Raw genomic sequence first — 26,673 nt, forward strand, 5'->3', positions numbered from 1 at the left:
AGTACCGTCAAATAAGCCGTCGCATCAGGCAAGCTGGCCATCAAACCGGTTCAAGCTTGTTCAACAGGGCCTCCTTCGGGAGGCCTTGTCGTATCTGGGCGGCACGGATCTGGGCGATAAAGTGCCGCAGCACGGCACTGCTTGGATGCGGCCGTGTCGCCAGACTGATGCTGGTCATCATGCCGTTGCCCTCAATGGGGTGATAACTGACCCCGAGCGGGCGCAGCGCCGCCACCGAGCTGGGCACCAGGGTCACGCCAAAGCCCGCCTGCACCATGCCGACGGTGGAGATCACCTGCGGGCATTCGGGCCCCAGTATCGGTTCGAACCCCGCCTCCCGACAGAGGCCCACGATGCCGTCATAGAGCCCGGGCCCGATGGCGTGGGGAAACAGAATAAAACTCTCGTCCTTCAGGCTGGCCAGTGGCAAGGGGCCCGGCTTGGCCTTGGGATGGCTGGTCGGCAGGGCGATCAGCAGCGGCTCCTGCTCGATAAGGTGATGGGCAAAGCCCTCGCTACCGCGGCAGGGCAGCCGCAAGATGGCGGCATCCAGCCGATCGTTGCGCAGCGCCTCCACCAGTGCCGGCATGGTGCCCTCCTGCGGGCTGAGGGCTACCTCGGGGTAGCGTTCCCGGTAGTCGTGCAGCAGGGTCAACACTGCGGGGTGGAGCACGGTGGAGCCGGCAAAGCCGATCCGCAGCGCCCCCTGCTCGCCCCGGGCAATCCGCTTTACCTTCAGTTTTGCCGCATCGGCCAGCGCCAGGATCTGCGCCGCATCCCGATATAGGCTCTCGCCCGCCTCGGTCAGCTCGACACTGCGGGTCAAACGGCGCAGCAGCGGGGTGCCCAGGGTCTCCTCCAGCTTGCGGATCTGCTGGCTCAGGGGCGGCTGGGCCATGTTGAGTGATTCGGCTGCGCGGGTGAAATTCTGCTTTTCAACAACGGCCATGAAGTAGCGGAGCGTACGAAGTTCCATATCGATTGAGTCTCAAAGTCATGGGATCAGCGTATTGGTGTTGAAATGTGAACCAAGTCACCATTGGATCCGAACGCTAACAGGATTCACGGTGGAGGTGAAACCCGAATGGAACATATTGCAACATCTGACAGTGCCGGGTGCAGCTGTGCCCTCGAAGTGAGCCAGCAGTTTTCCCGCTGGCGCAGGCAGCATGACGGTGGCGAGATCTACCAGAGTTCCCTGATGAGCGCCCTGCTGGCGGGGGTCTACGAAGGGGAGACCACCATGAGCGAGCTGCTGCGCCACGGCGACTTTGGCCTCGGCACCTTCAACCACCTCGATGGCGAGCTGATCGCCTTCGAGCGCCAGATCCACCAGTTGCGCTCCGATGGCTCGGCCCGGCCCGCCCGCGCCGATCAGAAGACCCCCTTTGCGGTGATGACCCATTTTCGCCCCTGTCTGGAGCGTCGCTTCGATCACCCCCTGAGCCGTGATGAGATCCACCAGTGGGTGGATCGGCTGGTGGGCTCCGACAACGTCTTCGTCGCCCTGCGCCTCGACGGCCAGTTTGAAATGGCCAAGGTCCGTACCGTGCCGCGTCAGGAGCCCCCCTATCGCCCCATGCTGGAAGCCATCGAACAGCAGCCGCTGTTCCGCTTTGCCGCGGTGGCGGGAACTCTGGTGGGCTTTCGCTGCCCGCCGTTCGTACAGGGGGTCAATGTGGCGGGCTTTCACGAACACATGATCACCGCCGATTGCAAGGGGGGCGGCCATCTGCTCGACTACACCATGGCCCACGGCACCCTGCGACTTTCTGTGGTGCGTCACCTCAATCTGGCCCTGCCATCGGATCCCGCTTTCCGGCAGGCCGACCTCAACCCCGCCGATCTCGATCGCGCCATTCAGGCTGCCGAAGGCTGATAGACAAGGAGCAATATCATGGAAAACAGACAGTGGAAGTGCGGTGCCGAGCTGGTGGTTCGTCATCTGGAGGCGCAAGGGGTCAAGCAGGTGTTCGGGATCCCGGGTGCCAAGATTGACCGGGTGTTCGATGCGCTGGAGGACTCCCCCATCGAGACCATAGTGGTGCGCCACGAGGCGAACGCCGCCTTTATGGCGGCCGCCGTGGGGCGCCTCACCGGCAAGGCGGGGGTGGCGCTGGTCACCTCGGGCCCCGGTTGCTCCAACCTCATTACCGGGCTGGCGACCGCCACCTCGGAGGGGGACCCCATGGTGGCGCTGGGCGGTGCGGTGCGCCGTGCCGATGGCCTCAAGCTCACTCATCAGAGCATGGATACGGTCAACCTCTGCCGTCCGGTCACCAAGTTCAGCGCCCAGGTCAACAGCGGGGCAGCGATTTCGGAAGTGATGGCCAACGCCTTTCGCGCTGCCGAGCTGGGGCGGCCGGGGGCAGCGTTTGTCAGCCTGCCGATGGATATCATCAACAAGCCGGTGCAGGGCAATGTGCTGGTGCCCCGCGAAGTGCCGGAGCCGGGCTGCGCCGATGAGCAGAATATGGAGCAGGCATTGACCCTGCTGCGCAATGCCCAGAATCCAGTGGTGCTGCTCGGCCTGATGGCGAGCCGGCCGGAAAATGCCGAAGCGGTACGCGCCTTCCTCGACAAGGCGCGGCTGCCGGTGACCGGTACCTATCAGGCTGCCGGGGTGGTGGACAGCTGCCACTTCGATGACTTTGCCGGGCGGGTGGGGCTCTTCAACAACCAGCCGGGGGATCAGCTGCTGGCAGGGGCCGATCTGGTGATCTGCATCGGCTACAGCCCCATCGAGTACGACCCCGTGCTGTGGAATGGCGACCGGGAGCGGCGCATCCTCCATATCGACGTGCTGCCTGCCGATATCGACAGCAGCTACTGCCCGACCGCCGAGCTGGTGGGGTCGATCCGCGCCAACCTGTTGCAGCTGACCCGCATCATGGGCAATCCGAAAATCCGTCCCCCCGAGGTGGATCGGCTGCTGCAAGGGGTTCGCCAGCAGCGGTTGCGACTGGCGATGCGGGCCGACGATCTGCACGGCAATCCGGTTCACCCCTTGCGTATCGTGCGTGAGCTGCAGGATCTGGTGCGCGACGACATGACCCTCTGCGTCGACATGGGCAGCTTCCATATCTGGATTGCCCGCTACCTCTACAGCTTCCGCGCTCGTCAGGTGTTGATCTCCAATGGTCAGCAGACCATGGGGGTGGCACTGCCGTGGGCCATCGGTGCGGCGCTGGTACGGCCGGGTGAGAAGGTGATTTCGGTATCGGGGGATGGCAGCTTTATGCAGTCGAGCATGGAGCTGGAGACGGCGGTACGGCTCAAGAGCAATATCGTTCACATCATCTGGGTCGATAACGGCTACAACATGGTGGCGATGCAGGAGCAGCAGAAGTATTGCCGCACCTCCGGCGTCTCTTTTGGCCCCATCGACTTTAAACGCTATGCCGAATCGTTCGGGGCGGCCGGTTTCGCGGTGCGTTCGGCCGATGAGCTGCGCGTTACCCTGCGGGCCGCACTGGCGGTGGAGGGGCCAGCTGTGGTGGCCATTCCGGTGGATTACTCCGACAACCCGGGGCTGATGGCCCAGCTCAGGCCAGAAGTATTGGCATAGTGTGGGCAGCGGTGTTGGCCTGGCTTGTTGTGTAAGCGCAAGCAGACCCGCCCATATAGCAAAAACCGGCATCAATGGATGCCGGTTTTTTATTGCTGCGCGGGATGGGTGGCCTTAACGGGCCAGCTGGACGGCGGCGCGTGCGCGGGCCGGTTGTGGGCGGTGTTTGGCTTTTGGCGCGCAGGCCATCTTCAGGCGCAGCCACTCGCGCCACAGCAGCCAGCAGAGCGGCAGGGTGAGCAGCAGTACGGTCGCGGGCTGGGCTATCAGCACCCCATCACGGCCCCACAGTTGTGGCAGCAGGAAGATGAGCGGCAGCAGCAACACGGTTTTGGCGATGGAGATGACCAGCGCCTGACGGGTACGCGCCATGGATTGCAGCAGCACGATGCCGAACATGATGATCCCCTCCAGCGGAATGGCGCCGAGGTTGAGGGTCAGGCTGCTGATGGCGGCGGCCAGCAGTTCGGGATCCTTGTTGCCGGTATAGAGCATGGCGACCTGTCCCGGCAGCAGCTGGATGGTGAGCCACACCAGCATGCCGTAGATAAAGGTGAACTTGAGCCCCATCTCCATCAGGTACTTGAGGTTGCGATGGCGCTTGGCCCCCGCCGCCTTGCTGATGAGCGGCTGAATGCCAAAGGCGAGCCCCTGCAGAATGACGATAAAGACCGCCTCGGTGTAACCGGCCACGGTAAAACCCGCCAGATCCTTCACATTGCCATACACCATCAGCTGGCTGTTGTGCAGCATCAAGAGCAGGCCGAGGTTGAACTGGGCAATCAGGCTCGGCAGACCGGTAAAGAGCAGGTGCGGCATGGCGGGGAGGTTGGGCACCAGATCCCGCCAGCTGAGGCGCAGCCGCGCCCAGGGGGTAAAGAAGTAGCCTAGGCCGATCAGGCTCACCGCACCCTCTGCCATCAGGGTGGCTTGCGCGGTACCGATCAATCCCAGCCCCAGCCGACCCACCATGATGTAGTTGAGGATGATATTGAGCACGGCGCCGCTGCTCACCAGCACCATGGCCAGTTTCGGGCGGCCATCGTTGCGCAGCAGATAGGGGACCGCCAGATTGCTGGCCAGCAACAGAGTGCCGCCGCCAATCCAGGTGAGGTAGTCGCTCGCCTGTTTCCAGGTCTCTGTGCCCTGTTCAATCCCCAGTCCCAGCAGGATATCGCTGTGGGTGTAATAGAGCAGCACCGGCGCAACGCCCCCGAGACCGGCCAGCAGCCAGAGGGCGTTGACCAGTGCCTGACGGGCCAGCGTGTCGTTTTTCGCCCCTTGCTGGAAGGAGATGGCGGTGGCCGCCCCCATGCTGATCATGGCGGCCAGGCCGATCAGCACCATGATGACCGGATAGACCAGGTTGATCCCGGCGAGGCCAGCGGCACCGACATAGTGGCCGACGAAGATGCCGTCGATGAGGTAGTAGGCCCCCGAGACCAGCATGGCAAGAATGGAGGGGAGGGCGTAAGCCCAGAAGCGACGGGTCATGGCCCGTTGCCGCAGTGTTAAATAGGCAGACATATCTGTTCTCTCGGGGAGTTCGATTATCGAACAGCTAGTCTAGATTAATACTTATTTGGTGATAATCAGGGTTTCACTTGATGAATTGATGAGTATTACTCACTAATCCGGGGTTTTGGTAGTGCGCCTTGAGCATGTCGATCAGGATGCGCAGGCCGCTGCCCAGCTGATGCCGACTGGGATAGAAGAGGTAGAAGCCGGCAAAGGTGGGGCACCAGGGCTCCAGCACGGTGAGCAGTTTCCCCTCTGCGACCTTCTGGCTTACCTCCTCTTCCAGACAGTAGGCGAGCCCCAGCCCCGCCTCGGCGGCGCCCAGATAGAGGGCCGGGGTGCTGGTGGTGAGCGGCCCGGTCACTTCGATTTCCAGCATGGTGCCGTCGGCGGCAAAGGCCCAGCGATAGTGGTGGTGCGGAGTGAGGCGATAGCCGATACAGGCGTGGCGGCTCAGCTCGCTCGGGTGCTCCGGCGTACCGTGCTCCGCCAGATAGGCCGGGGAGCCCACCACCAGATAACGCTGGGGCGGGCCGAGGGGGATGCCGATCATCTCCTTGGGCAGCAGATCGCCATAAAAGAGCGCGGCATCGTAGCCATCTTCAATCAGCCGGGGCATCAGCTCCTGCTCCACCACCTCCACCTGCATCCGCGGATAGCGGGCCAGATAGTCGATCAGCACAGGTGCCAGCAGGCTGTCGATGGCGCCGCGGGGGGCGCAGAGCTTGAGCCTTCCCACCGGTTCATCGCTGTTGCGGGCCAGCTCACAGAGCGCCTCTTCCAGGGTATTGAGGGTGGGGAGCAGCTGCTTGAGCAGCCGCTGGCCCGCTTCGGTCGGCACCACGGCGCGGGTGCTGCGGTTGAGCAGCCGTACTCCCAGACGGGCTTCCAGCCCCTTCAGGCTATGGCTGAGGGCGGAGGCGGAGACCCCGAGTTCGAGGGCGGCCTTGCTGAAACTGCGGTGACGGGCGACGGCGGCAAACACTGCCAGTTCGGCGAGATCGGTACGGGTAATGGTCATCATCAATCAACAAAAAGGCGTGAGTCACAAGGGTACGCCAAGGCCGTGCTGCACACAATCCGCGCTAAATGGGTTGCTTGTTGCAAATATGTATCTGCTCGCAGGTCATTGATTCCAGTGAAACTAAGTTGAATTGTTAAAAAAAACTCACAATAAGGCGCTTTGAGTGTGATCTTGGTCGTCCGAAAGGCGACCAAAATCAAACTTTGGTTGATTAATTCAAAAAAACGCTGTGATTAATAAGGGCATTTAATTAAAGTCAGCCCATCAAGAGTGGCGCACGTTAATCGGTTGTTAAGTGAGACGGGCGCCGACCCTCAGGGTCAAAATCTCGCACTGTTGTTTGTTGCAATCCTGTTGTCACAAGGAGTGATGGCCAGGTTGCCGGGGGGGCGAGAGGTTAATATCAAGGACGGACAGCAGGCGTTCCAGGGAGATGGAACCGGGCCAAGGCCCGACCAAACAAGAATCCCATTTTCCTAGATGACAGGAACAACGTATGTCTGACATGAATATTGCAGCTGATGGTCGTTTAGCCAGCAACACCTCCCGCGGCGTCAACAAGGCCGATGTGGTCTGGATGCTGGGTCTGTACGGTACCGCGATCGGTGCCGGTGTGCTCTTCCTGCCAATCAACGCCGGTGTAGGTGGCCTGTGGCCGCTGGTTGCCATGTTGATCCTGGCGCTGCCGCTGACTTTCTTTGCTCACCGTGGTCTGACCCGCTTCGTGCTGTCCGGCTCTACCCGTGATGGCGACATCACTGAAGTAGTAGAAGAGCACTTCGGCAAGACCGCAGGCAAATTCATCACCCTGCTCTACTTCTTTGCCATCTACCCGATCGTGCTGATGTATTCAGTCGCCATCACCAACACCGTCGAGAGCGTGATTGTTCACCAGCTGGGCATGTCTGCACCTCCCCGTGCCGTTCTGTCACTGGCCCTGATCCTCGGTCTGATGGCGGTTGTTCGTCTGGGCGGCCAGGTTATCGTCAAAGCGATGAGCGTGCTGGTATTCCCGTTCGTGCTCACCCTGATGGGTCTGGCGTTCTACCTGATCCCGCACTGGAACGGTGCCATCATCACTGAAGCTCCGGCCCTGTCCGACGCCTTCAACGGTGATTTCATCAAGACCCTGTGGCTGGCTATCCCGGTAATGGTGTTCTCCTTCAACCACTCCCCGATCATCTCCTCCTTCGCGGTGGACAACAAAGGTCGTTACGGTGAAGGTGCCGAGAAGAAGTGCAGCAACATCCTGCTGGGCGCCCACGTCATGATGGTAATGACCGTTATGTTCTTCGTATTCAGCTGCGTACTGAGCCTCTCCCCGGCTGACCTGGCTGCTGCCAAAGAACAGAACATCTCCATCCTGTCCTACCTGGCCAACCACTTCGATAACCCGGTTATCGGTACTGTGGCTCCGCTGATCGCCATGGTTGCCATCAGCAAATCCTTCCTGGGTCACTACCTGGGTGCGCAAGAAGGCATGAACGGCCTGATGGCCAAGGCGCTGCGCGAGAAGGGCAAGAACGTTGACACCAAGCAACTGAACAAAGTCACTGCCGTGTTCATGATCCTGACCACCTGGGCCATCGCTACCATCAACCCGAGCATCCTCGGCATGATTGAAGACCTGGGCGGCCCGATCATCGCAATGCTGCTGTTCCTGATGCCGATGTACGCCATCACCAAGGTTCCGGCCATGCGCAAATACGCTGGCAACATCAGCAACGGCTTCGTGACCATCATCGGCCTGATCGCCATGTCCGGTATCATCTACAAGCTGATTGCCTGATAACTCCGGTTACCAAGTTGAATGAAGAAGCCGCCTCGCAAGAGGCGGCTTTTTTTATGGCTGTTTGGGGCGGCGAGCGGATGCGGTATCGCTACTTCATCAGCTTCTTCACCTCGTCGCTGGCCAGCGCCTTGTTGAATTTGTCCCGCGCCTCTTTCCCCTTGGCGGAGTTGGTAAAGCAGACGTGGAGGGACTTGTCCTCGAGGATCTTGCCGTTGAAGCCGAGGTTGGCGGCAACATCCTTGAGTTGGGGATCGCTCTCCAGCAGATAGGTCATCACATTCTGGTCGATGACCGCCAGATCGAGCCGACCGTTGCCGAGCTTGAGCAGGTTCTGGCTGTCCGAGCTGGTGGCATCGGCCGAGAGCTCCTTGCTGGCCACTTTTTCGTCGAACTCGGTGGTATTCACATAGCCGGTGACGACACCAATTTTCTTACCCTTGAGGTCATCAAGGCTTTGCCAGGTGACCGGCTGATCGGCTCGCTGGGCAAAGCCGAGAGGGCCGTTACCTATGGGGTCGGAGAAGAGGCAGCTGCTCTTGGGGTCGAGATACTCGGGGAAATAACCCAGTACCTCGGGGTTGTTGGTCGCCTCGTCCACGGCCCGTTGCCAGGGATAGAACTTGATAGTCAGCGGGTCGCCAGCCAGGGCAAAGGCTGCGGTCACCACCTGACTGCTCTTGCCCTGTTCAGGCAGGCTGGCGCTGGTGTAAGGGGGCCATTCAAGGCTGGTCAACACCGCCGCCTGCGCGGCCGACATGCCGAACAAGGGAAGAGTGGCCAGGGCGAGGTGCTTCCATTTCAGGCTCATAGGGATAACTCCTTGTGGTCAAACACCCCTTAAAGATAGCCCCCGGTGTCGATTGCGGATGCCGGCCATGGCTGACCGGTATCCGTGCCTCTATTTGTTGTCGATATTCTCCGACTGCCAGAGGGCATAGCCCTTGCCGGAGGCCGTGGTAGGCAGATCAATCTGCATCAGGTCGTTGCCGATGACGAAGGGGCCCGAGTAGCGGGCGCGCAGATCCTGCGCCAGATCCTTCACCCTGATCTTGCCGTTGAGGCCGATATGGCTGAACACGGTCAGCGCCGGTTTGGCTTCGTTCATTACCCGGGCCGCCTGCTCGGGGGAGGCGAGGTGACCGGCGATCGCCTTGTAGCCGGGGTTGGCCTTCATCTGCTCGGTAGAGGTCATGGAGACGCAGTGCACCAGCAGGTCGGCCCCTTCGGCCTGCTTCACCACTTCGGGGCTATAGCGGGTATCGCCGGAGAGCACCACGCTGTGGCCGTGGTAGTCGATGCGATAGCCGAATGACGGCTTGATGTTGACCCCGTGGTCGTTGTCAAAGGCAGTCACCTTGACCCCGTCCTGGTCGTAGACCACCCCGGCGGTGACCTCGTGGCTGTTGATCTCCACCCCGTCCAGCGGCGTTCCCTCATCCTTGACCCGGGTGGCGATGTCGGTGGCGTAGGCCTGCTGCAAGCCACGGGCGAGAGCTGTTGTTCCTTTGGGGCCGTAGAGTTCCATCGGCGCGTGGCGCTGGCCATAGGCCGGTTGCAGCCAGCCGGTCAGCCAGAGATCCGCCAGCCCGTTGGTGTGGTCGGAGTGAAAGTGGGTGAGGAAGAAGGCGTTGACCCGGCCGATGGGGATATGCAGCTGCCACAGGCGAGTGGCGGAGTTGCGGCCAAAATCGAACACCAGCTTCTGGTTGCCCGCTTCGACCAAGGTGCTGTAACCGCCCCGGCTGATCTGGGGCACCGGAGTGCCGGTGCCGAGCAGGCTGACCCGAAAGATATCGGGCTGGGCTTGAGTTGCTGAGGCAGGGGCATGGTCGTGGTTGCTGATAAAACTGCTCTCGGCAGCCTGACTGACACCGGTAGCCAGCAGACCGACCAGTAATGCGGCCAGATAGGTGCTTTTCATGGGAATTTATCCTGTGGGGAAGGGACGGCATCACTGTATTGGTAACTAAAAGTTGAATAAATTGGCTAAAATCCATTTCTTACTAAACTTTTGGTTGTGAATCAGGGCTCGGTAAGCGGGTCGTGTTACTCAGGAACGAACAAAGGAGCGGTTGTGGACCGATTGACCAGCATGCGTATCTTCACCCGGGTGGTGGATCTCGGCTCCTACAGCGCGGTGGCGAGCGAAGAGGGGATCAGCGCCCAGATGGTGGGCAAGCATGTGCTGGGGCTGGAGCAGTGGCTGGGGGGCAAGCTGTTTCACAAGACCACCCGCCAGCAGACTCTCACCGAGCTGGGCCAGCTGTTTTTGGCTCGCTGCCAGCGGGTGCTGGAGGAGCTGGCACTGACCGAGTCGCTCACCCAGAACCTGCTGGCCGAGCCGGCCGGACGGCTGCGCATCGCCGCTCCCCTCAGCTTTGGCCACCACCGGCTGGTGCCGCTGCTGCCCGCTTTTCTCGACCGTTATCCCAAGCTGGATCTGGATCTGCAGCTCACCCCCCGCTGGGTCGATCTGGTGGAGGAGGGGTTTGACGCCGCCATCCGTACCCTGCGCCCGCAGGATGAGGCGCTGATTGCCCGTCCGCTGCTGACCCAGCACTACCGGCTCTGCGCGGCCCCCGACTACCTCAATCGCCACGGCGTGCCCCGTCATCCGGCCGATCTTGCCCGCCACCAGTGTCTGCATGGCAACTGGGGCGAGCACGAGCGCTGGCAATTTGTCGGTGAGGATGGCCAGAGCGAGGAGGTACGGGTCGCCTCGCGCCTGCGCATCAATCACTGGCCTGCTTTGTTGACGGCTGCGCTCTCCGGGGCTGGCATCACCTTGCAGCCAGCCGAACAGGTGCGTGAGCATATCGCTTCGGGGCGTTTGCTGCCGCTGCTTGGCCGCTATCAGAGCCCTGCCAAGACCCTCTACTTCATCTATCCGGCGGCGCGGCGGCAGGTGCTCAAGATCACCCTGCTGGGGGATTTTCTGGCCGAATCCCTGCAAGCTGGGCCCGAGCCTGAATAAAAGGCTGCATATTTTCGCCCCCACGCTTAACCATCGTGCTTAACAAAGGGGCGGAGCAGGCCTAACATGGCGGGATGTTTTTTTAGTCAGGACAAAAGGATATGTCTGGGTTGAAAAAGGATCTCGGGCTCTGGCAGGGGATGGGGCTGCTCGCCACCTCGCTGCTCGGCACCGGGATCTTCGTGGTACCGGCGACCGCCGCCTCGCTGGCGGGTGGGGCCTCGCTCTGGACCTGGTTGCTGCTGATTGCGCTGGTGCTGCCCATCGCCTTTACCTTCGCTCGCCTCGGCCGTCGCTATCCCCATGCGGGCGGCGCGCCGCACCTGATTGGCCTCGCCTTTGGCAACGGCGCCGAGCGCTTCTCCGCCTTCCTGTTTCTGGCTGTGCTGCCGGTGGGCCTGCCTGCCGCCCTGATGATTGCCGCCGGCTTCTGGCACGCCCTGTTCGAGATGGGGGAGTGGACCCTCTGGGCCATCCAGCTGCTCACCTTGCTCGGGGTCTTTCTGCTGGGGCTGCGCGGGGCGCGCTCCTCCGGCAACCTGCAGTTGCTGATCGCGCTCGCCATTTTGGGGCTCACCCTGCTTATCTGGTTCAAGGGGGAGGTGAGCTGGCGCGATGCGGCCCGGCCGCTGCCGAGCGCGGATGAGTGGCCCCCTATGGCCACTGCGCTGGCGGTGATGTTCTGGTGTTTCGTCGGGCTGGAAGCCTTCGCCCATATGGGGGAGGAGTTCAAGCGGCCGGAGCGGGACTACCCCATCGCCCTGCTTGGCGGGGTGCTGCTGGCGGGGCTCATCTACTGGATCCACTCGCTGGTGGTGCTCAAATATGGGCTTTACGGCGATGAGGCGAAAAATGCCACCGCTATCCCTTCCCTGCTGGCGCTGCTGTTCGGCCCCACCGCCAAGTGGCTGGTGGCGGTGCTCGGCTACCTCTCCTGTTTTGCCAGCATCAACATCTACATTCAGGGCTTTGCCCGGCTGATCTGGAGCATGGCACGGGAAGGCAAGCTGCCCCCCTCGCTGGCCGTGCTCACCGCGCGCGGCGCGCCGCTGCGGGCGCTCGGCCTGGTGCTTGCCATCTGCCTGCTCTGCATCACCCTGATCATCTGGCTGCGACTGCCCCTTGATGAGCTGATCCGCTACGCCAACGGCAACTTCGTGCTGGTCTACCTGCTCTGCATGGCGGCGGGCTGGCGCCTGCTCGGCGGGGTGGGCAAGGGGCTGGCGGGGATAAGCGTGCTGCTCTGCGCTCTGGTGCTGGTAGCGCTTGCCACTCAGGTGCTCTATGCGGTGGTGCTGAGTCTTGGCTACGGCGGCTTCTCGTTGTGGCGGCGTCATCTGCGCCGCAGTCGTCAGCAGGATGCGCTTCCGCTGGCGAAGTAACGTCTCCCCGATGGTCGAAGAAATGAGAAAGCCCTGATGTTCAGGGCTTTTTGATTACGGCATATGGGATGTTCATATGAATACTAGTTGGCACGCTATTTGCCGAAAAGTGCGGTGTCGGATCAACTCAACGGCGATTTATAGCCAAAAAAAGTGGGATCCAGCTCCCGTTTTGCTTAAAGTGATCCCTTCCGATCCCGGTGGTCGGAATGCCCGCAAGGATGCCCTTCAGACGTAAACAGGATGGCCTGGCCAGACTGACTCTCAGAGATGTGATTGCTTCGGTTCTCTTTTTATCTGTCACCTGTGGTGATGGCGCCTTGTTCCGTTCAGTCAGCCCGGGTTTTGCGTCTCTCTCATCGTGCATTGTCACCATCTGCAGCGAGTGAATCATGAGCGAATCGGTTTTTGAGATCCACGACTGGACCCTGAGCGTTGACGACAACATGTTGTGTCGCCCCGACCGCGAGGTCTACCTCGAACCCAGACTGGTCAACCTGTTGCGGTTTCTGGCCCATAATGCCGGCACCGTGTTTGGCCGCGATGCCCTGATCAACGAGGTGTGGGATGGCGCCGAGGTGACCGATCAGGTTGTGACCCAGTCCATCTTCGAACTGCGCAAGATCCTCAAAGATGGTCGCACCGATGCGACCGACTATATCGTCACCGTACCCAAGCGCGGCTACAAGCTGGTGGCACCGGTGCGGCCGCTGCAGGTGGTTTCCGTGGTGATGGCGGACGAGCAGCCTGCTCCTGCGGTCAATACCGCTCTCTCCGACAACCCGACTCTCTCCGATCTGAGCCCGCCCGCGGCTGAGCAGGATGATGATGCACAGCCCAATGTCGCCCCTTTTCCCGCCGGGCCCCTGACCCGCGCCATCTCTACCCATGCCAAGGATGCTCGCAGCCGCTGGAAGATGGTGAGTTTCGATATCTTCGTTGCCATCGTGCTGATCGCCATTGTCAGCATGCTCAGCTACCAGCACACCAGCCCCCAGGTACACGCCATGCTGGATCCCAATCTGCTGGTGTTCCGCTTCCACTCCGGCATGGATGACAACAACGAGAACGTGCGCCTCGCCGATGGCATTACCCGCGCCCTGATGGGGGAGGTGGCGGTGGCTACGCCGCTGCGGGTGCAGTACGGCGCCACCACTCTGATGGGGGGCATCATGCCCGGCAAGGAGCTGAGTGTGCGGGTCACCCGCCAGCCCCGTGGCACCTATCTCGATCTGGAGTATCGCAATATCAATACCAACCGGGTGCTGTTCAGCCATCAGTACCAGCTCAGTCGCCACAGTGTGCACGGTGTGTTGCAGGCCAGCAGCCAGGATCTGCTGCGCGCCCTCGACCAACCCGATGCCGAGCCGGGGATGGGCTGGCCGACCGATGATGCCTCCCTGATGGCGATGATGGAGGCGCAGTACTACATCAACAGCCGGGATCCGGTTGCCCTCAAGCGCGGTATCGAGCTGCTGGAGGAGGCGCTGGCGCTCCAGCCGGATCAGCCGCTGCTGCTGGCGGAGCGCTATCTGGCGGGCGAGGCGCTGGCCACCCTGGCGGGCAAATCCGAGAGCGAGCGGCTGCAGGGGATTGGCACCCATCTCGCCAGCGTGGTGCAAAACAGCGGCGCCCTGCCAGCCCGGGTGTGGGAGGCGTTGACCCTGCAGGCGATCCTCAACGGCCAGCAACAGCAGGCCAACTATCTGCTGGAGAAGGCGGCGAGTCGCGGCCGCTCTGTGCTCTATTACATACTGCAGGGCAAGCTGGCGGAGCTGGATGGTCGCCCCGAGGTGGCGGGTGATGCCTACAGTCAGGCCTTCCTGATGGAGGCGACCGAGCAGACCTATCTGCTCTGCCAGCAGCTCGGTTTCTACAGCAATATGGAGAGCCTCACCCCGGCCCTGTTCAATGCGCTGGGCCAGAGCAAGGTGAAGCTCTTCTAACTCCGCTGTGTTGGTTTTCCCCCGGTCGGTGCGGTTGCCGACTTCATCCACAGGCTGCCTTCGGGCGGCCTGTGCTGTTTCTGCTTGTTTCAATCCTGCTTGTTTGCCACCGGGGATAGTTGCTCGGGTGCGGCCCGATTTATCCCCCGCAGCTCCCCACTATCCCCATTTGCCTTTGTCTTGCACGCAGTATTCGCGGCACTCGAGTTTGCCCGGCTTTGCGCCGCGCGCAGCTTGTGACATCTGCTCATTGTTGGCGGCGGGATAAGCTGTCTGTCTCGACCCATTTCTCATTGCTTACCGGTTATCGCCGTTGCGCTTTACCTCTGAGCCTGGATTGTGATGAGCCGAGCGGCGGGGAAAGCAGGAGGTGAGCGGCCACTTAGGGTTATGACCCAAAGGGCGTTCGGATGGTTACAAGGGGAGTGGGCGCATTGGGAGCTGCTTTATCCCGGGTTTATCTGGCCAAAAATATCAAGACGGCGAGATAAGGGGGTTATCAAGGGGCAAAAATGGGGCAGAAGGATATCAAGGTTTTATCAAGACGGCTGTGTGATGTGATGTCAATGTACTGTTTTTAAATGGTTTTTATCAAAATTGACGAGGCGGCGAAAAAAGTTGGCTCATATTTTTATCCGTTAGCTGGTCTTTATGTTTTCCGGGGATGAGAGGCCTAGTCTGTGCCCATTCTTTGGCGGGGCGTTCCGCCAAATGTGTATGTGACGACCCGACCTTTTATAGAACCGGAGATCTTATGTCCCTAGATACGAGCAAGAAGATTGGCCTTATCGCCTGTACAGGTGTGGTGGCCGGCAACATGATGGGGAGTGGTATTGCGCTGCTGCCTTCGGCACTGGCCACCATCGGCTCCATCTCTGTCTTTAGCTGGGCAATCTGTCTGGTAGGCGCCATGGGCCTCGCCTTTGTCTTCGCCCGCCTTGCTACCAAGAACCCGCAAGAGGGTGGCCCCATTGCTTACGCTGGCGAGATCTCTCCGGTGTTCGGTTTCCAGACCGGTGTGCTCTATTACCACGCCAACTGGATCGGTAATTTGGCCATCGCCATTACCGGCGTCTCCTACCTTTCGGTCTTCTTCCCCATTCTCAATAGCCCAATTCCGGCCGCCGCAGCCACCATCGCTGCCGTCTGGATCTTCACCTTCGTCAACCTGCTTGGCGGCAGCTGGGTGAGCCGACTCTGTACCCTGGGTCTGGTGCTGATCCTGCTGCCGGTTGTCGGTACTGCGGTGATGGGTTGGGGTCATTTTGATGCCACCGTCTACAGCCAGAACTGGAACACCACCAGCGGCAGCGACCTGCATGCGGTCATCAGCGCCGTGCTGATCTGCCTCTGGTCCTTCGTCGGTGTTGAATCTGCCGCCGTCTCTTCCGGCATGGTGAAGAACCCCAAGCGCACCGTACCGCTCGCTACCATGCTGGGTACCGGTATCGCGGGTGTTATCTACATCCTCTCTACCCAAGTGATCAGCGGCATGTTCCCAGCCGGTGAAGTGGCAGCCTCTGGCGCCCCGTTTGCCATGGCCTCTTCCGCCATCTTCGGTAGCTGGTCTGCGCCGTTCGTCTCTGCCTTCACCGCGCTGGCCTGCTTCACCTCGCTCGGTTCCTGGATGATGCTGGTGGGCGAGGCGGGCAAGCGTGCCGCCAACGATGGCAACTTCCCGAAAATCTACGGTGAAGTGGACAAGAACGGCGTGGCCAAGAAGGGTCTGATCCTGGGCTCCCTCAAGATGACTGCCCTGATGATTGGCCTGACCGCCTTCACCTCCCAGTCCGCTCACGCTGCCGATCTCTTCAACGTGCTGACCACAGATGCTGTGCTGCTGACCATGCTGCCCTACTTCTACTCCAGCATTAACCTGATCCGCTTCGAGGGCATGACCTCCCGCAGCATCGGCGCGATGATCTTCTCCGGTGTGGCCTGTGTCTTCTGTCTGGTGGCCCTGATGGGTGCCAAGGGTTCCAACCTTACCGCTACCTTCGTGGTGTCGCTCATCATCCTGATGTTCTACGCCAAAAAACAGGGTCTGCGTCAGCACGATGCCCTGCTGAGCGAACAGCCCAGCAACTAATTCCCCCTTTTATCTTCCGAGCGCTCTTCACTCACCATCCCTGATGGAGAGCGCCCCTTTACGTGTGGAGCATTACGATGAATATCATTGCCATCCTCAACCACCTCGGCGTTTTCTTTAAAGAAGAACCCATTCGCCAGCTGCAAGCCTCCCTCGAGCGCAAGGGTTTCGAGGTTGTTTATCCGGTCGACGTAGCCGACCTGCTGAAACTGATTGAGAAGAACCCCCGCGTTTGCGGCGCCATCTTCGACTGGGACAAATACTCTCTGGGCCTGTGCAAGGAGATCCACGATCGCAACGAGAAGCTGCCGATCTTCGCCTTCGCCAACGACCAGTCCACCCTGGACATTCACCTGACCGACCTGCGTCTGAACGTCCACTTCTTCGAGTACCGTCTTGGCATGGCTGACGACATCGCCCTCAAGATGGGTCAGGCCACTCAGGAGTATCAGGACGCCATCCTGCCGCCGTTCACCAAGGCGCTGTTCAAGTACGTGGAAGAGGGTAAATACACCTTCTGTACTCCGGGTCACATGGGCGGTACCGCCTTCCAGATGAGCCCGGCCGGCAGCATCTTCTATGACTTCTACGGCCCGAACGCGTTCAAGGCTGACGTATCCATCTCCATGCCGGAGCTGGGCTCCCTGCTGGATCACTCAGGTCCGCACAAGGAAGCCGAAGAGTATATCGCCCGTACCTTCAACGCCGATCGCTCCTATATCGTTACCAACGGCACCTCCACTGCCAACAAGATCGTCGGCATGTACTCCGCGCCGGCTGGCAGCACAGTGCTGGTTGACCGCAACTGCCACAAGTCGCTCACTCACCTGATGATGATGAACGACGTGACGCCGATCTACTTTCGTCCGACCCGCAACGCCTACGGCATTCTGGGTGGTATCCCGCAGAGCGAATTCAGCCGCGACACCATCGCAGCCAAGGTTGCCGCGACACCGGGTGCCCAGGCTCCCCGTTACGCCGTCGTCACCAACTCCACCTATGATGGCCTGCTCTACAACACCGCCTTCATTAAGGAAGCGCTGGATACTCCTTACATCCACTTCGACAGTGCCTGGGTGCCTTACACCAACTTCAGCCCGATCTATGAAGGCAAGTGCGGCATGAGCGGCGAAGCGATGCCGGGCAAGGTGTTCTATGAAACCCAGTCCACCCACAAGCTGCTGGCGGCCTTCTCCCAGGCGTCGATGATCCACATCAAGGGTGACGTGGAGGAAGAGACCTTCAACGAAGCCTTCATGATGCACACCTCCACCTCGCCGCAGTACGGCATCGTGGCATCGACCGAGATCTCCGCTGCCATGATGCGTGGCAACACCGGCAAGCGTCTGATCAAGGACTCCATCGATCGCGCCATCTCCTTCCGCAAAGAGATCAAGCGTCTGCGTGATCAGAGCGAAGGCTGGTTCTTCGACGTATGGCAGCCGGACAACATCGACACCGTCGAGTGCTGGAAGCTGGATCCGAAAGATGACTGGCACGGCTTCAAGGACATCGATGACAACCACATGTACCTGGATCCGATCAAGGTTACCCTGCTGACTCCGGGTATGGGCCGTGACGGCCAGCTGCTGGAGAAGGGCATCCCTGCCTCTCTGGTCTCCAAGTTCCTGGACGAGCGCGGCATCGTGGTCGAGAAGACCGGCCCTTACAACATGCTGTTCCTCTTCTCCATCGGTATCGATCAGTCCAAGGCGATGCAACTGCTGCGCGCCCTGACCGAGTTCAAGCGTGGTTATGACCTGAACCTGACCATCAAGAACATCCTGCCGAGCCTCTATCGTGAAGACCCGAGCTTCTACGAAGGGATGCGCATTCAGGAGTTGGCCCAGAGCATCCACGATCTGACCTGCAAGTACCGTCTGCCGGAGCTGATGTTCAAGGCGTTCGATGTGCTGCCGGAGATGAAGATGACCCCGCACGCAGCATGGCAGCAAGAGCTGGCGGGCAATCTGGAAGAGGTGCCGTTGCGTGACATGGTTGACCGCATCAGCGCCAACATGATCCTGCCGTACCCGCCGGGAGTACCCTTGGTTCTGCCGGGCGAGATGGTGACCCAGGATTCTCTGCCGGTGCTCGAGTTCCTCGAGATGCTGTGCGAGATCGGTGCCCACTACCCGGGCTTCGAGACCGACATCCACGGTCTCTATCGTCAGGCCGATGGCAGCTACACCGTCAAGGTGCTGCGTTAATCGACAGTGACAACAGTCGAAAGTGACAACAACGGGCCGCAAGGCCCGTTTTTCCCTCCGGAATTCCTGTTCTTATTGCGTGAGTCGCCAACCATGAAGCGAGTGCTCTCCATTCAATCCCACGTAGTCTTTGGCTGTGCCGGCAACAGCGCCGCCGTTTTTCCCATGCGTCGCCTCGGGATCGAGGTGTGGCCGATGAACACGGTGCAGTTCTCCAACCACACCCAATACCGCGAAGGCTGGCAGGGGATGGTGATGCCCGGCGGCCATATCCGTCAGCTGGTAAACGGCCTGGCGGAGATCGGCGTGCTGGCCGAGTGCGATGCGCTGCTGAGCGGCTACCTCGGCTCGGCCGAACAGGGGGAGGAGATCCTGGCGGCGGTGGCAAGACTCAAGGCGCTCAATCCGGCCGCCCTCTATTTTTGTGACCCCGTGATGGGTCACCCCGACAAGGGGTGCATAGTGGCACCCGGCGTCGCCGATTTTCTGAAACATCGGGCACTGGCCTGCGCCGATATGTTGGCTCCCAATCTACTGGAGCTGGAACAGCTCACCGGCCGCGATATCCGCAATGTGCCGGAGGCCATCGAGGCGTGCCAGCAGCTGCGCGCGCAAGAGGTCAAGCTGGTGATGGTCAAGCATCTGGGCAAGGCCGGTTTTGCCATGGACCGCTTCGAGATGCTGCTGGTGTGCGAGGAGGGGACTTTTCATCTCTCCCGCCCGCTCTACCCTTTTGCTCGCCACCCCATCGGGGTGGGGGATCTGCTGAGCGCCACCATGCTGGCCAATCTGCTGGCCGGTTGTACTCCGGTCGCGGCGTTCGAACTTACCAACGCCAGCGTTGATGCCGTGCTGGCTCGCACCTGGCTGGCGGGGGCCTACGAGCTGCAACTGGTGGCGGCCCAGCACGAGATGGCGCTGCCGCAGGTCTCCATTCGGGCGACCTGCCTCTGAGCTGGTTACGCCAACAGCAGAAACAACAAAGCCCTGATCATCAGGGCTTTTTACATTGCAGATTCGGGGAGAGGACTTAGTCCTGCGGGCTTTTGAGCGCCTTGACCACATCCTCTTTGGGCTCCAGCTCCTTGACCTGATTGAAGATCTCCAGCTCCCCTTGCGGGCTGACGGTGTAGGCATCGGCATCCTGATAGCTGCCGCTGCCGACGCTCTCGATGATGACCACCAGCTCGGGCTGCTTGTCGCCATTCAAATCGACCAGTTTCAGCTCCCGTATAAAGCCGTTGCGAGCCATCACCTTGCCATCCTGAAACTCATCCAGTGGAAATTGGGCGTTCTGACCCGAATAGAGTCGCACGTCATAGCTGCCGATGGAGGTGGGCTCACCGGCCCCCTGCGCTACCCGGATCACCTGCCCGGAGGGGAGGGTCAGTTGCTTGCTAAATACCTCTTCGGCTTGTGCTTGTGCCGCCAGCGGCAGGGTCAGCAGCCCTGCCATCATCAATGCTCTGTTCATCTTGCAACCTCTTGCTGTCTCTTGAGTGCGGGCTCCCGGGGAGCCCGCCGTGATGTTGCTACCAGATCTTCACCCGCTTCTGGGGCGGCAGATAGAGTTTGTCACCCGGCTGGATGTTGAATGCCTCGTAGAAGGCGGGAATGTTCGGCACCACGCCGTTGACCCGGTACTCGGGCGGCGAGTGGGGGTCGGAGCGCAGCAGCATCTGCATCAGCTCGGGGCGATACATCCCCTTCCACACCTGCGCCCAGCCGAGGAAGAAGCGCTGCTCGCCGGTAAAGCCATCCAGCACCGGCGCCTCCTTGCCATCCAGCGACAGCTCGTAGGCTTTGTGGGCTATGGTGAGGCCGCCCAGATCGCCGATGTTCTCCCCCAGGGTAAACTGGCCGTTGACGAACTGGCCGTTGATGGGCTCGAAGCGGTTGTACTGGGCCACCAGACGGCTGGTGCGGAAGCGGAACTCCTTGAGATCTTGCGGTGTCCACCAGTCGCGCATCATGCCGTCGCCGTCGGATTTGGCCCCCTGATCATCAAAACCGTGGCCCATCTCGTGACCAATGACCCCGCCGATGGCGCCGTAGTTGACCGCATCATCCGCCGTCATGTCGAAGAAGGGGGGCTGCAAAATAGCCGCCGGGAAAACGATCTCGTTGTTGCTCGGGTTGTAGTAGGCGTTCACCGTTTGCGGCGACATGTGCCACTCGTCCCGGTCGACAGGCTTGCCGAGGCGCGCCAGACTGTCTGCGTATTCAAAGGCTTGCGAGCGTTGCAGGTTGCCCACCAGATCATCCGGTTTGATGGCGATGGCGCTGTAATCCTTCCACTTGTCGGGGTAGCCGATCTTGGGGCGGAACTTGGCCAGCTTCTCGAGGGCCTGCGCCTTGGTCTCGGGCGACATCCAGTCGAGCTCCTTGATGCTCTGGCCGTAGGCGGTGCGCAGGTTCTCCACCAGCTGCTCCATCCGCTCCTTGGCCGCTGGCGGGAAGTAGCGGGCCACATAGAGCTGGCCGACCGCTTCACCCAGATGATCGTTCAGCACCCCGAGCGCCCGCTCCCAGCTGGCGCGCTGCTTGGGCGTGCCGCTCAGGGTGGTGCCGTAGAAGGCGAAGTTGGCGCGGTCGGTCTCGCTGTCGAGATAGGGGGCGTAGTCGGTCAGCAGTTGCCACTTGAGGTAGGCCTGCCAGTCGGCGATGGGGGTCTGGGCCATCACCTGATCCAGCGCGCTCAGATAGGTTGGCTGACCGATGATGAGCTCCGGCTGGGCCGCAATGCCCGCGGCGTTCAGATAGGCCTGCCAGTCGAGATGAGGGGCGAGCCGTGCCAGTTCGCTGGCGGGGCGCTTGTTGTAGTTCTTCTCCCGATCCCGCAGGGCGACGTTGTCCCACTGGATGGTGGCGAGCCGGGTTTCGAGGGCCAGAATCCGCTTGGCCTTGCCGCTCGGGTCAGACTCACCGAGGCGGCTCAGCATGGCGGCGATATGCTGCTGGTACTTCTGGCGCAGGGCCTGGCTGTCGGGATCCTGCTTGAGGTAGTAGTCCCGATCCGGCAGCCCCAGTCCACCTTGATAGAGGTAGACCGCATAGCGGTCGGGGGACTTGGCATCGGCGTCGATCCAGATGCCAAACGGCGCGCCGCCGCCCATGCGGCCACTTTGGGCAAAGGCGCGGGCCAGTGCTGCCTGATCACCGATCTGGTCGATATCGGCCAGCGCCGGTGCCAGCGGGGTGAGCCCCTTGGCGTCACGGCCTGCCTGATCCAGATAGCTGGCGTAGAGATCGCGGATCTGCTGGGTCGGCGTGCCGGTGGCGGCGTCCTGCTTGGCCAGCCCCTCGACCAGCACCCGCACATCGGCGAGGGATTTGTCCCGCAGCATGTAGAAGGCGCCATCGGCGGGGCGATCGTCAGGGATCTTGGCGGTGGCGAGCCACTTGCCATTGACGTAGCGGAAGAAGTCATCGCCGGGTTTGACCTGGGTGTCCATATTGGCCAGCGCCAGCCCGGAGTGTTTGGGGGAGTCTTGCGGTGCCTGACTGCAGCCAGCCAGCAGTGCCAGTCCAATCAGGCCGGCCAGTAAGCTTTTCTTATTGTTCATCTTGTTTGATTCCAATTCGGGTTGTTTGCTTCCCTGCCCATCTTCCTTGCTCCAACCGGTTGTGCGACCGCCTTGCGGCCAGCCTGGTGGAGAGGGCGGGCGAGCCTCACTCTAGCAGCAGGGTTGCAGCTTGATAAGCCCGACTCTGCTAAGATCGGCCGGTCCGTTTTGGGGAAGCCTATGATTTCTCATCTTTATTCTCGCTTTTGTCTGACTATGCCAGCGCCGGAAGGTTCCACCGGTCTGCTGGTGGCCTTCAGTGGCGGCCTCGACTCTACCCTGCTGCTGGTACTGGCGGCCCAGTATGCCCGCGAGCACAGCCTGTCACTTCGCGCCCTGCACGTGCACCACGGCCTCAGTCCCCATGCCGATGAGTGGGTCGCTCATTGTGAAGCCGTGTGTCAGCAATTGGCGGTGGAGCTGCTGGTCGAGCGGGTAACTCTGGCCCGCGGCAATGGCGAGAGTCTGGAGGCGCAGGCTCGCACCGCCCGTTACCAGCGGCTGACCGCCCGGATGCGGGAGGGGGAGTGGCTGCTCACCGCCCACCATCAGGACGATCAGCTGGAGACCCTGCTGCTGGCCCTCAAGCGCGGCGCCGGCCTGCGCGGGCTGGCGGGGATCCTGCCAAGCCAGCCCTTTGCCGGTGGCCTGTTGCTGCGGCCGCTGCTCGATATGAGTCGCGCCGAGCTGGTCGAGGCGGCGGCGAGCCTCCCCTTTGGCTGGGTAGAGGATGAGAGCAATCAGGATGTGAGCTATGACCGCAACTTTTTGCGCCAGACGCTTATCCCCCAGCTCAAGGCGCGCTGGCCCGCCATGGCCCAGACCGCGGCGCGCAGCATGGCCCTGTGCGCCGAGCAGGAGGCGCTGCTGGATGAGCTGGCCGAGAGCGACTGGCAGCTGGCGGGCGAGGGGGAGGCGCTCCATATCGGCCCGCTGCACGCCCTTTCACCCACCCGGCGCAACAACCTGCTGCGCTACTGGATCCGCCGTCAGGGGGGGGAGATGCCATCCCGCGAGCAGCTTGCCAGGCTGTGGCAGGAGGTGGCGTTGGCGCGCGGTGATGCCAATCCTCAGCTCAACTGGGGGCGCCAGAGCTGCCGCCGTTTTCAGGAGCGGCTCTATCTGGTGAGCCCTGATCTGCAACCCTGTCATCAGGTGTTGCCGCTCACCGTGGGTGAGCCGCTGACCCTGCCGGACGGGTTGGGCGAGCTGGTGGTGCGTATGGCGGAGCACGGCGAGGATCGGCTGCGCTCCCCCCGAGCGGACGAGCCCCTCTCGGTGCGCTTTCAGGTAGCGCCCGGGATCCCCCTCAAACCGGTGGGGCGGAGCGGTAGTCGGCGGATGAAGAAGCTGCTGCAGGAGTATGGCGTGCCTTCGTGGCAGCGGGGGCGCATCCCCATCCTCTACTATGGCGAGCAGGTAGCGGCGGTGGTGGGGCTATTTGTCTGCGACGGTTTTATGGCGCAGGGGGCCGGGCTGGTCTGTCACTGGCAGGGGGGCGGTGCAGCTCCGGTTTTGCCCGAGCAGGATCTTGCCTGAGGTGATCGGTGTGAGCGGGGACCCCAAAAAAAGAAGCTCCGGTCACATGGCGCGCATGTGCCGGAGCAAAGAAGAGTTCGGGATTATTCGTTAGGGCTGGCCTTGCCTGCTTTCTTGCGGGCGTAGAGGTGACTGTCGGCCGCCTCGTAGAGGCTCGGCACATCGACCCCGGATTGCCAGCTGGCGGCGCCAAGGCTGCATCCGACCGAGAAGGTGCTGAGCTCCTTGTTGGTCATCAACATATGCTGCAGTCGCAGCCAGACCGGGCGCCACGCCTCGGGTTCGGCCGGTTGCAGCAGCAGGGCAAATTCATCTCCCCCGAGCCGGAAGGCTTGATCCGTGCTGCGGATACACCCCTTGAGCAACTGGGCAAAACGGCTCAGCACCAGATCCCCCACCGGATGACCCCAGGTATCATTGATCTGCTTGAAGCGATCGAGATCCAGCAGCACCAGCACCAGACCGTGGGGCTCGCGGCTGTGCTGCTCGATGGCGCGACCGATGGCCTCGTCAAAGTAGGAGCGGTTGCCAAGGCCGGTCAGGTGATCGAGCCGGACCAGCTGATCCAGTTTTTCCAGCCGCAGATAGAGGGGGAGCAGCAGGCAGAGCAGCTGATGGTATTGCATCAGTACCCGTTGCTGGCTGCCGCTCAGCGGATGTTCCAGCTCGTAGTGGAGCTGGCCGAGCAGCTGGCCATGCTGACCGCGCAGCTCGAACGGATAGTTGTGCAGGTTGAGGGTGGCCAGCGGCGGGTGCTGGATCAGCACATGGGGCTGGCCACAATCGAGGTAGAGACCGTGGATCCTGACAATTCTTGCCGCACGATCGGCAAAAGTTGTCAGCAGACCGCCGAGATCGCTCTGCCCCAACAACTGCTCGAGCAACTGGTTGCGTTCAACGCTGGGCAACGGCGTGAGCCGCTCCATCTGGCGAACCCACTGCTCGATGCCATGGCTAAAGCCATTAAGTGACGACGTATTTTCCATGGTCTTCCACCTGTAACACCTGACTACTGTCTCCTCCCTGCAATTGGCATGCCCAATATATCTTTCCTGCCCGCCAGATCGGCTGACTAAGCTTAAGTCGATAAAAGGAGAGGAAAATTTGTACACCGATCTGTTGATCCTGCTGTTCGCCGCCGTCCTGCTGGTGGCAACTTTCCGGCGCCTCGGCTTGCCGGTCATCCTTGCCTACCTGATTGCCGGCGTCTTGCTCGGCCCCCACGGGCTGGCGGTGATCACCGGCCAGTCGATCATGCAGACCATTGCCGAGCTGGGGATCGTCTTTCTGATGTTCTCGCTGGGGCTGGAGTTCTCCCTGCCGAAATTGCTGGCGATGCGCCGGTTGGTGCTGGGGGTCGGGATGTTGCAGGTGCTGCTCACGTCACTGCTCTTTTTCGCCATCGGCTGGTGGTGGGGGCTGGGTCTGGCCCAGTCGCTGGTGGTGGCGGGGACGTTGGCACTCTCCTCGACGGCTGTGGTGATCAAGCAGCTCGGCGAGCAGAAGCAGCTCCATACCCGCCGCGCCCAGCTGGGGGTGAGCGTGCTGCTGTTTCAGGATCTGGCGGTGGTGCCCCTGCTGGTGATGATCCCGATCCTCGCCCAGCCGGAAGTGCAGGGGAGCGCCCTGGCCGCCGAGATCGCCTGGGCCACCCTCAAGGGGCTGTTTGCTCTCTTCACTCTGCTGGCGGTGGGCAAGTGGTTTCTGCCGCTGCTGTTTCACGAGGTAGCGCGGGCCCGCTCCGACGAGTTGTTCGTGCTGAGCGCCCTGCTGGTGGCGCTGCTGGCCGCCTACATGACCCATTCGCTCGGGCTGTCGATGGCGCTGGGGGCATTTCTGGCGGGGATGATGCTGGGGGAGTCCCACTACCGTCATCAGCTGGAGGTAGACATCAAGCCCTTTCGCGACGTGCTGATGGGGCTCTTCTTTATCACCATCGGCATGGCCATGGAGTGGGAACTGGTGGCGCGGGCTTGGTGGCAGGTGCTGATCTGCGTGGTGTTGCTGGTGCTGTGCAAATCCCTGCTGGTGCTGCTGGCCGGGCGGCTGATGGGGGAACGAAAGCGCGACAGCATGGCCGCCGGCATCATGCTCAGTCAGGTGGGGGAGTTCGGCTTCGTGCTGCTGGCACTGGCGCTCCACCACGGCCTGCTGGATCAGCAGCTGGTCTCCCTGCTCATCGGCATCGGCATCATCTCCATCGCCATGACCCCCTGGCTGGTGACTCAGGCCCATTCGCTGGCCCGCAGCCTCACCGATCCGGCTCTGCTGACTCGCTCCGAGGTGGCACAGTCGGGCCTGAGCAAAAACCAGCACGTCATCATCGCCGGCTTTGGCCGGGCGGGGCAGACCTGTGCCCGCTTTCTCAAGATCGAAGAGATCCCCTTTCTGGCCCTCGACCTCGACCCCGAGCGGGTGAGTGAGGCCAAGCTGGCGGGGGAGCAGGTGGCCTTCGGCGACGCCAGCCGCCGCGATATTCTGCTGGCCGCCGGGTTGTTGCGGGCGCGGCTGGTGATCATCACCTTCGATGATCGCAAGCGGGTGGAGGCTATGCTGGCACTGATCCGCGAATTGGCGGGGGATCTCAAGGTGCTGGTGCGTACCCGGGATGACAGCTTTCTGGAGCAGTACAAGCAGGCGGGGGCGTTTGAGGTGATCCCCGAATCCCAGGAGGGGGCCCTGATGCTGGTCTCCCACCTGCTGCTCAATTGCGATATCCCCATCGGTCGGGTGATCCGCCGGATGGAGCTGGAGCGCAGCAGTCAGTATCGCTTCCTGCACGGCTTCTACTGGGGGGATCAGAGTGCCAGCAATCTGGAGGCAGATCAGCTGCTTGAACGCCTCCATCCGCTGTTGCTGCACGATCAGGCGTGGGCGGTGGGCCATGAAGTGCGCGAGCTGCCGCTTGATGAGGTGCGGATCAAGGAGGTGCAGCGCGGCGATCAGAGTCTGGAGCCCAGACCCGAGCTGGTGCTGGCGGCTGGGGATCGGCTGATCCTGTTTGGTACCGTGGTGGCGATGGAGCAGGCGGAGCAGCGTTTGCTGGAGGGGCGCTGAATCCCCTC

General features: G+C 61.5%; 19 protein-coding genes. 11 read left to right on the forward strand and 8 right to left on the reverse strand.

Going from position 1 to position 26,673, the window contains the following annotated elements:
* Positions 1–40 precede the first annotated feature (40 nt).
* Positions 41–976: a LysR family transcriptional regulator gene (locus AB5Z05_RS07770; RefSeq protein ID WP_043818935.1), complete on the reverse strand. Its 936-nt coding sequence runs from the start codon at positions 974–976 to the stop codon at positions 41–43.
* A 108-nt stretch (positions 977–1,084) separates the two neighbouring features.
* Here AB5Z05_RS07770 and budA point away from each other — a divergent pair, with 108 nt between their 5' ends.
* Both budA and alsS read left to right on the forward strand, forming a co-directional pair.
* Entirely contained in the window at positions 1,085–1,879 is a 795-nt protein-coding gene (gene budA / locus AB5Z05_RS07775; RefSeq protein ID WP_368150895.1) for an acetolactate decarboxylase, read from the forward strand.
* Positions 1,880–1,897: 18 nt separating this feature from the next.
* The gene (gene alsS, locus AB5Z05_RS07780) at positions 1,898–3,568 is read left to right on the forward strand and encodes an acetolactate synthase AlsS (RefSeq protein ID WP_252655971.1); all 1,671 of its coding nucleotides are present in this window, start codon (positions 1,898–1,900) and stop codon (positions 3,566–3,568) included.
* Positions 3,569–3,682: 114 nt separating this feature from the next.
* Here alsS and AB5Z05_RS07785 read toward each other — a convergent pair whose 3' ends face one another.
* Together AB5Z05_RS07785 and AB5Z05_RS07790 are read right to left on the reverse strand one after the other, a co-directional pair.
* Positions 3,683–5,095, reverse strand: a complete 1,413-nt coding sequence (locus AB5Z05_RS07785) for an MATE family efflux transporter (RefSeq protein ID WP_368150898.1) — start codon at positions 5,093–5,095, stop codon at positions 3,683–3,685.
* 73 nt (positions 5,096–5,168) lie between these two features.
* Positions 5,169–6,107, reverse strand: a complete 939-nt coding sequence (locus tag AB5Z05_RS07790; RefSeq protein WP_139746501.1) for a LysR family transcriptional regulator — start codon at positions 6,105–6,107, stop codon at positions 5,169–5,171.
* A gap of 499 nt (positions 6,108–6,606) precedes the next feature.
* On the opposite strand from AB5Z05_RS07790, the gene AB5Z05_RS07795 reads away from it, so the two are divergent.
* A complete protein-coding gene (locus AB5Z05_RS07795) occupies positions 6,607–7,899 on the forward strand; it encodes an HAAAP family serine/threonine permease (RefSeq protein WP_005338498.1) in 1,293 nt (430 codons plus the stop codon).
* Between the two features lie 91 nt (positions 7,900–7,990).
* Here AB5Z05_RS07795 and AB5Z05_RS07800 read toward each other — a convergent pair whose 3' ends face one another.
* Together AB5Z05_RS07800 and AB5Z05_RS07805 are read right to left on the reverse strand one after the other, a co-directional pair.
* Complete coding sequence (locus AB5Z05_RS07800; protein WP_139440055.1) at positions 7,991–8,710, reverse strand: ABC transporter substrate-binding protein; 720 nt, start codon at positions 8,708–8,710, stop codon at positions 7,991–7,993.
* A gap of 90 nt (positions 8,711–8,800) precedes the next feature.
* Positions 8,801–9,823 (reverse strand): MBL fold metallo-hydrolase, encoded by a 1,023-nt coding sequence (locus AB5Z05_RS07805; RefSeq protein ID WP_368150901.1) that lies wholly within the window; start codon positions 9,821–9,823, stop codon positions 8,801–8,803.
* A gap of 153 nt (positions 9,824–9,976) precedes the next feature.
* Here AB5Z05_RS07805 and AB5Z05_RS07810 point away from each other — a divergent pair, with 153 nt between their 5' ends.
* From AB5Z05_RS07810 to pdxY, 6 genes are all read left to right on the forward strand, one after another.
* On the forward strand, positions 9,977–10,876 hold the full coding sequence (locus tag AB5Z05_RS07810) for a LysR family transcriptional regulator (RefSeq protein ID WP_139440057.1): 900 nt from the start codon (positions 9,977–9,979) through the stop codon (positions 10,874–10,876).
* A 101-nt stretch (positions 10,877–10,977) separates the two neighbouring features.
* Positions 10,978–12,258 carry an L-methionine/branched-chain amino acid transporter gene (gene yjeH, locus AB5Z05_RS07815; RefSeq protein WP_368150903.1) on the forward strand — a complete coding sequence of 427 codons (1,281 nt, stop codon included), beginning with the start codon at positions 10,978–10,980 and terminating at the stop codon, positions 12,256–12,258.
* A gap of 392 nt (positions 12,259–12,650) precedes the next feature.
* On the forward strand, positions 12,651–14,204 hold the full coding sequence (gene cadC / locus AB5Z05_RS07820) for a lysine decarboxylation/transport transcriptional activator CadC (RefSeq protein WP_368150905.1): 1,554 nt from the start codon (positions 12,651–12,653) through the stop codon (positions 14,202–14,204).
* Between the two features lie 754 nt (positions 14,205–14,958).
* Positions 14,959–16,293 (forward strand): cadaverine/lysine antiporter, encoded by a 1,335-nt coding sequence (cadB, locus tag AB5Z05_RS07825; protein WP_042079861.1) that lies wholly within the window; start codon positions 14,959–14,961, stop codon positions 16,291–16,293.
* Positions 16,294–16,370: 77 nt separating this feature from the next.
* Positions 16,371–18,503, forward strand: coding sequence for a lysine decarboxylase CadA (locus tag AB5Z05_RS07830; protein ID WP_368150907.1), 2,133 nt, complete (start codon positions 16,371–16,373; stop codon positions 18,501–18,503).
* Positions 18,504–18,596: 93 nt separating this feature from the next.
* The gene (pdxY, locus tag AB5Z05_RS07835) at positions 18,597–19,457 is read left to right on the forward strand and encodes a pyridoxal kinase PdxY (RefSeq protein ID WP_368150909.1); all 861 of its coding nucleotides are present in this window, start codon (positions 18,597–18,599) and stop codon (positions 19,455–19,457) included.
* Between the two features lie 76 nt (positions 19,458–19,533).
* Here pdxY and AB5Z05_RS07840 read toward each other — a convergent pair whose 3' ends face one another.
* On the reverse strand, positions 19,534–19,977 hold the full coding sequence (locus tag AB5Z05_RS07840; protein WP_368150911.1) for a PliI family lysozyme inhibitor of I-type lysozyme: 444 nt from the start codon (positions 19,975–19,977) through the stop codon (positions 19,534–19,536).
* 58 nt (positions 19,978–20,035) lie between these two features.
* Entirely contained in the window at positions 20,036–22,069 is a 2,034-nt protein-coding gene (locus tag AB5Z05_RS07845) for a M13-type metalloendopeptidase (RefSeq protein ID WP_346201024.1), read from the reverse strand.
* Between the two features lie 180 nt (positions 22,070–22,249).
* On the opposite strand from AB5Z05_RS07845, the gene tilS reads away from it, so the two are divergent.
* Complete coding sequence (gene tilS / locus AB5Z05_RS07850) at positions 22,250–23,608, forward strand: tRNA lysidine(34) synthetase TilS (RefSeq protein WP_368150913.1); 1,359 nt, start codon at positions 22,250–22,252, stop codon at positions 23,606–23,608.
* Between the two features lie 83 nt (positions 23,609–23,691).
* On the opposite strand, the gene AB5Z05_RS07855 is transcribed toward tilS, so the two are convergent.
* Positions 23,692–24,594 (reverse strand): GGDEF domain-containing protein, encoded by a 903-nt coding sequence (locus AB5Z05_RS07855; RefSeq protein WP_005347848.1) that lies wholly within the window; start codon positions 24,592–24,594, stop codon positions 23,692–23,694.
* A gap of 118 nt (positions 24,595–24,712) precedes the next feature.
* On the opposite strand from AB5Z05_RS07855, the gene AB5Z05_RS07860 reads away from it, so the two are divergent.
* On the forward strand, positions 24,713–26,665 hold the full coding sequence (locus AB5Z05_RS07860) for a cation:proton antiporter (protein WP_368150915.1): 1,953 nt from the start codon (positions 24,713–24,715) through the stop codon (positions 26,663–26,665).
* Positions 26,666–26,673 lie beyond the last annotated feature (8 nt).

The organism is Aeromonas sp. R2-4, from assembly GCF_040908365.1.
In the GTDB taxonomy this organism is placed as follows: domain Bacteria; phylum Pseudomonadota; class Gammaproteobacteria; order Enterobacterales; family Aeromonadaceae; genus Aeromonas; species Aeromonas veronii.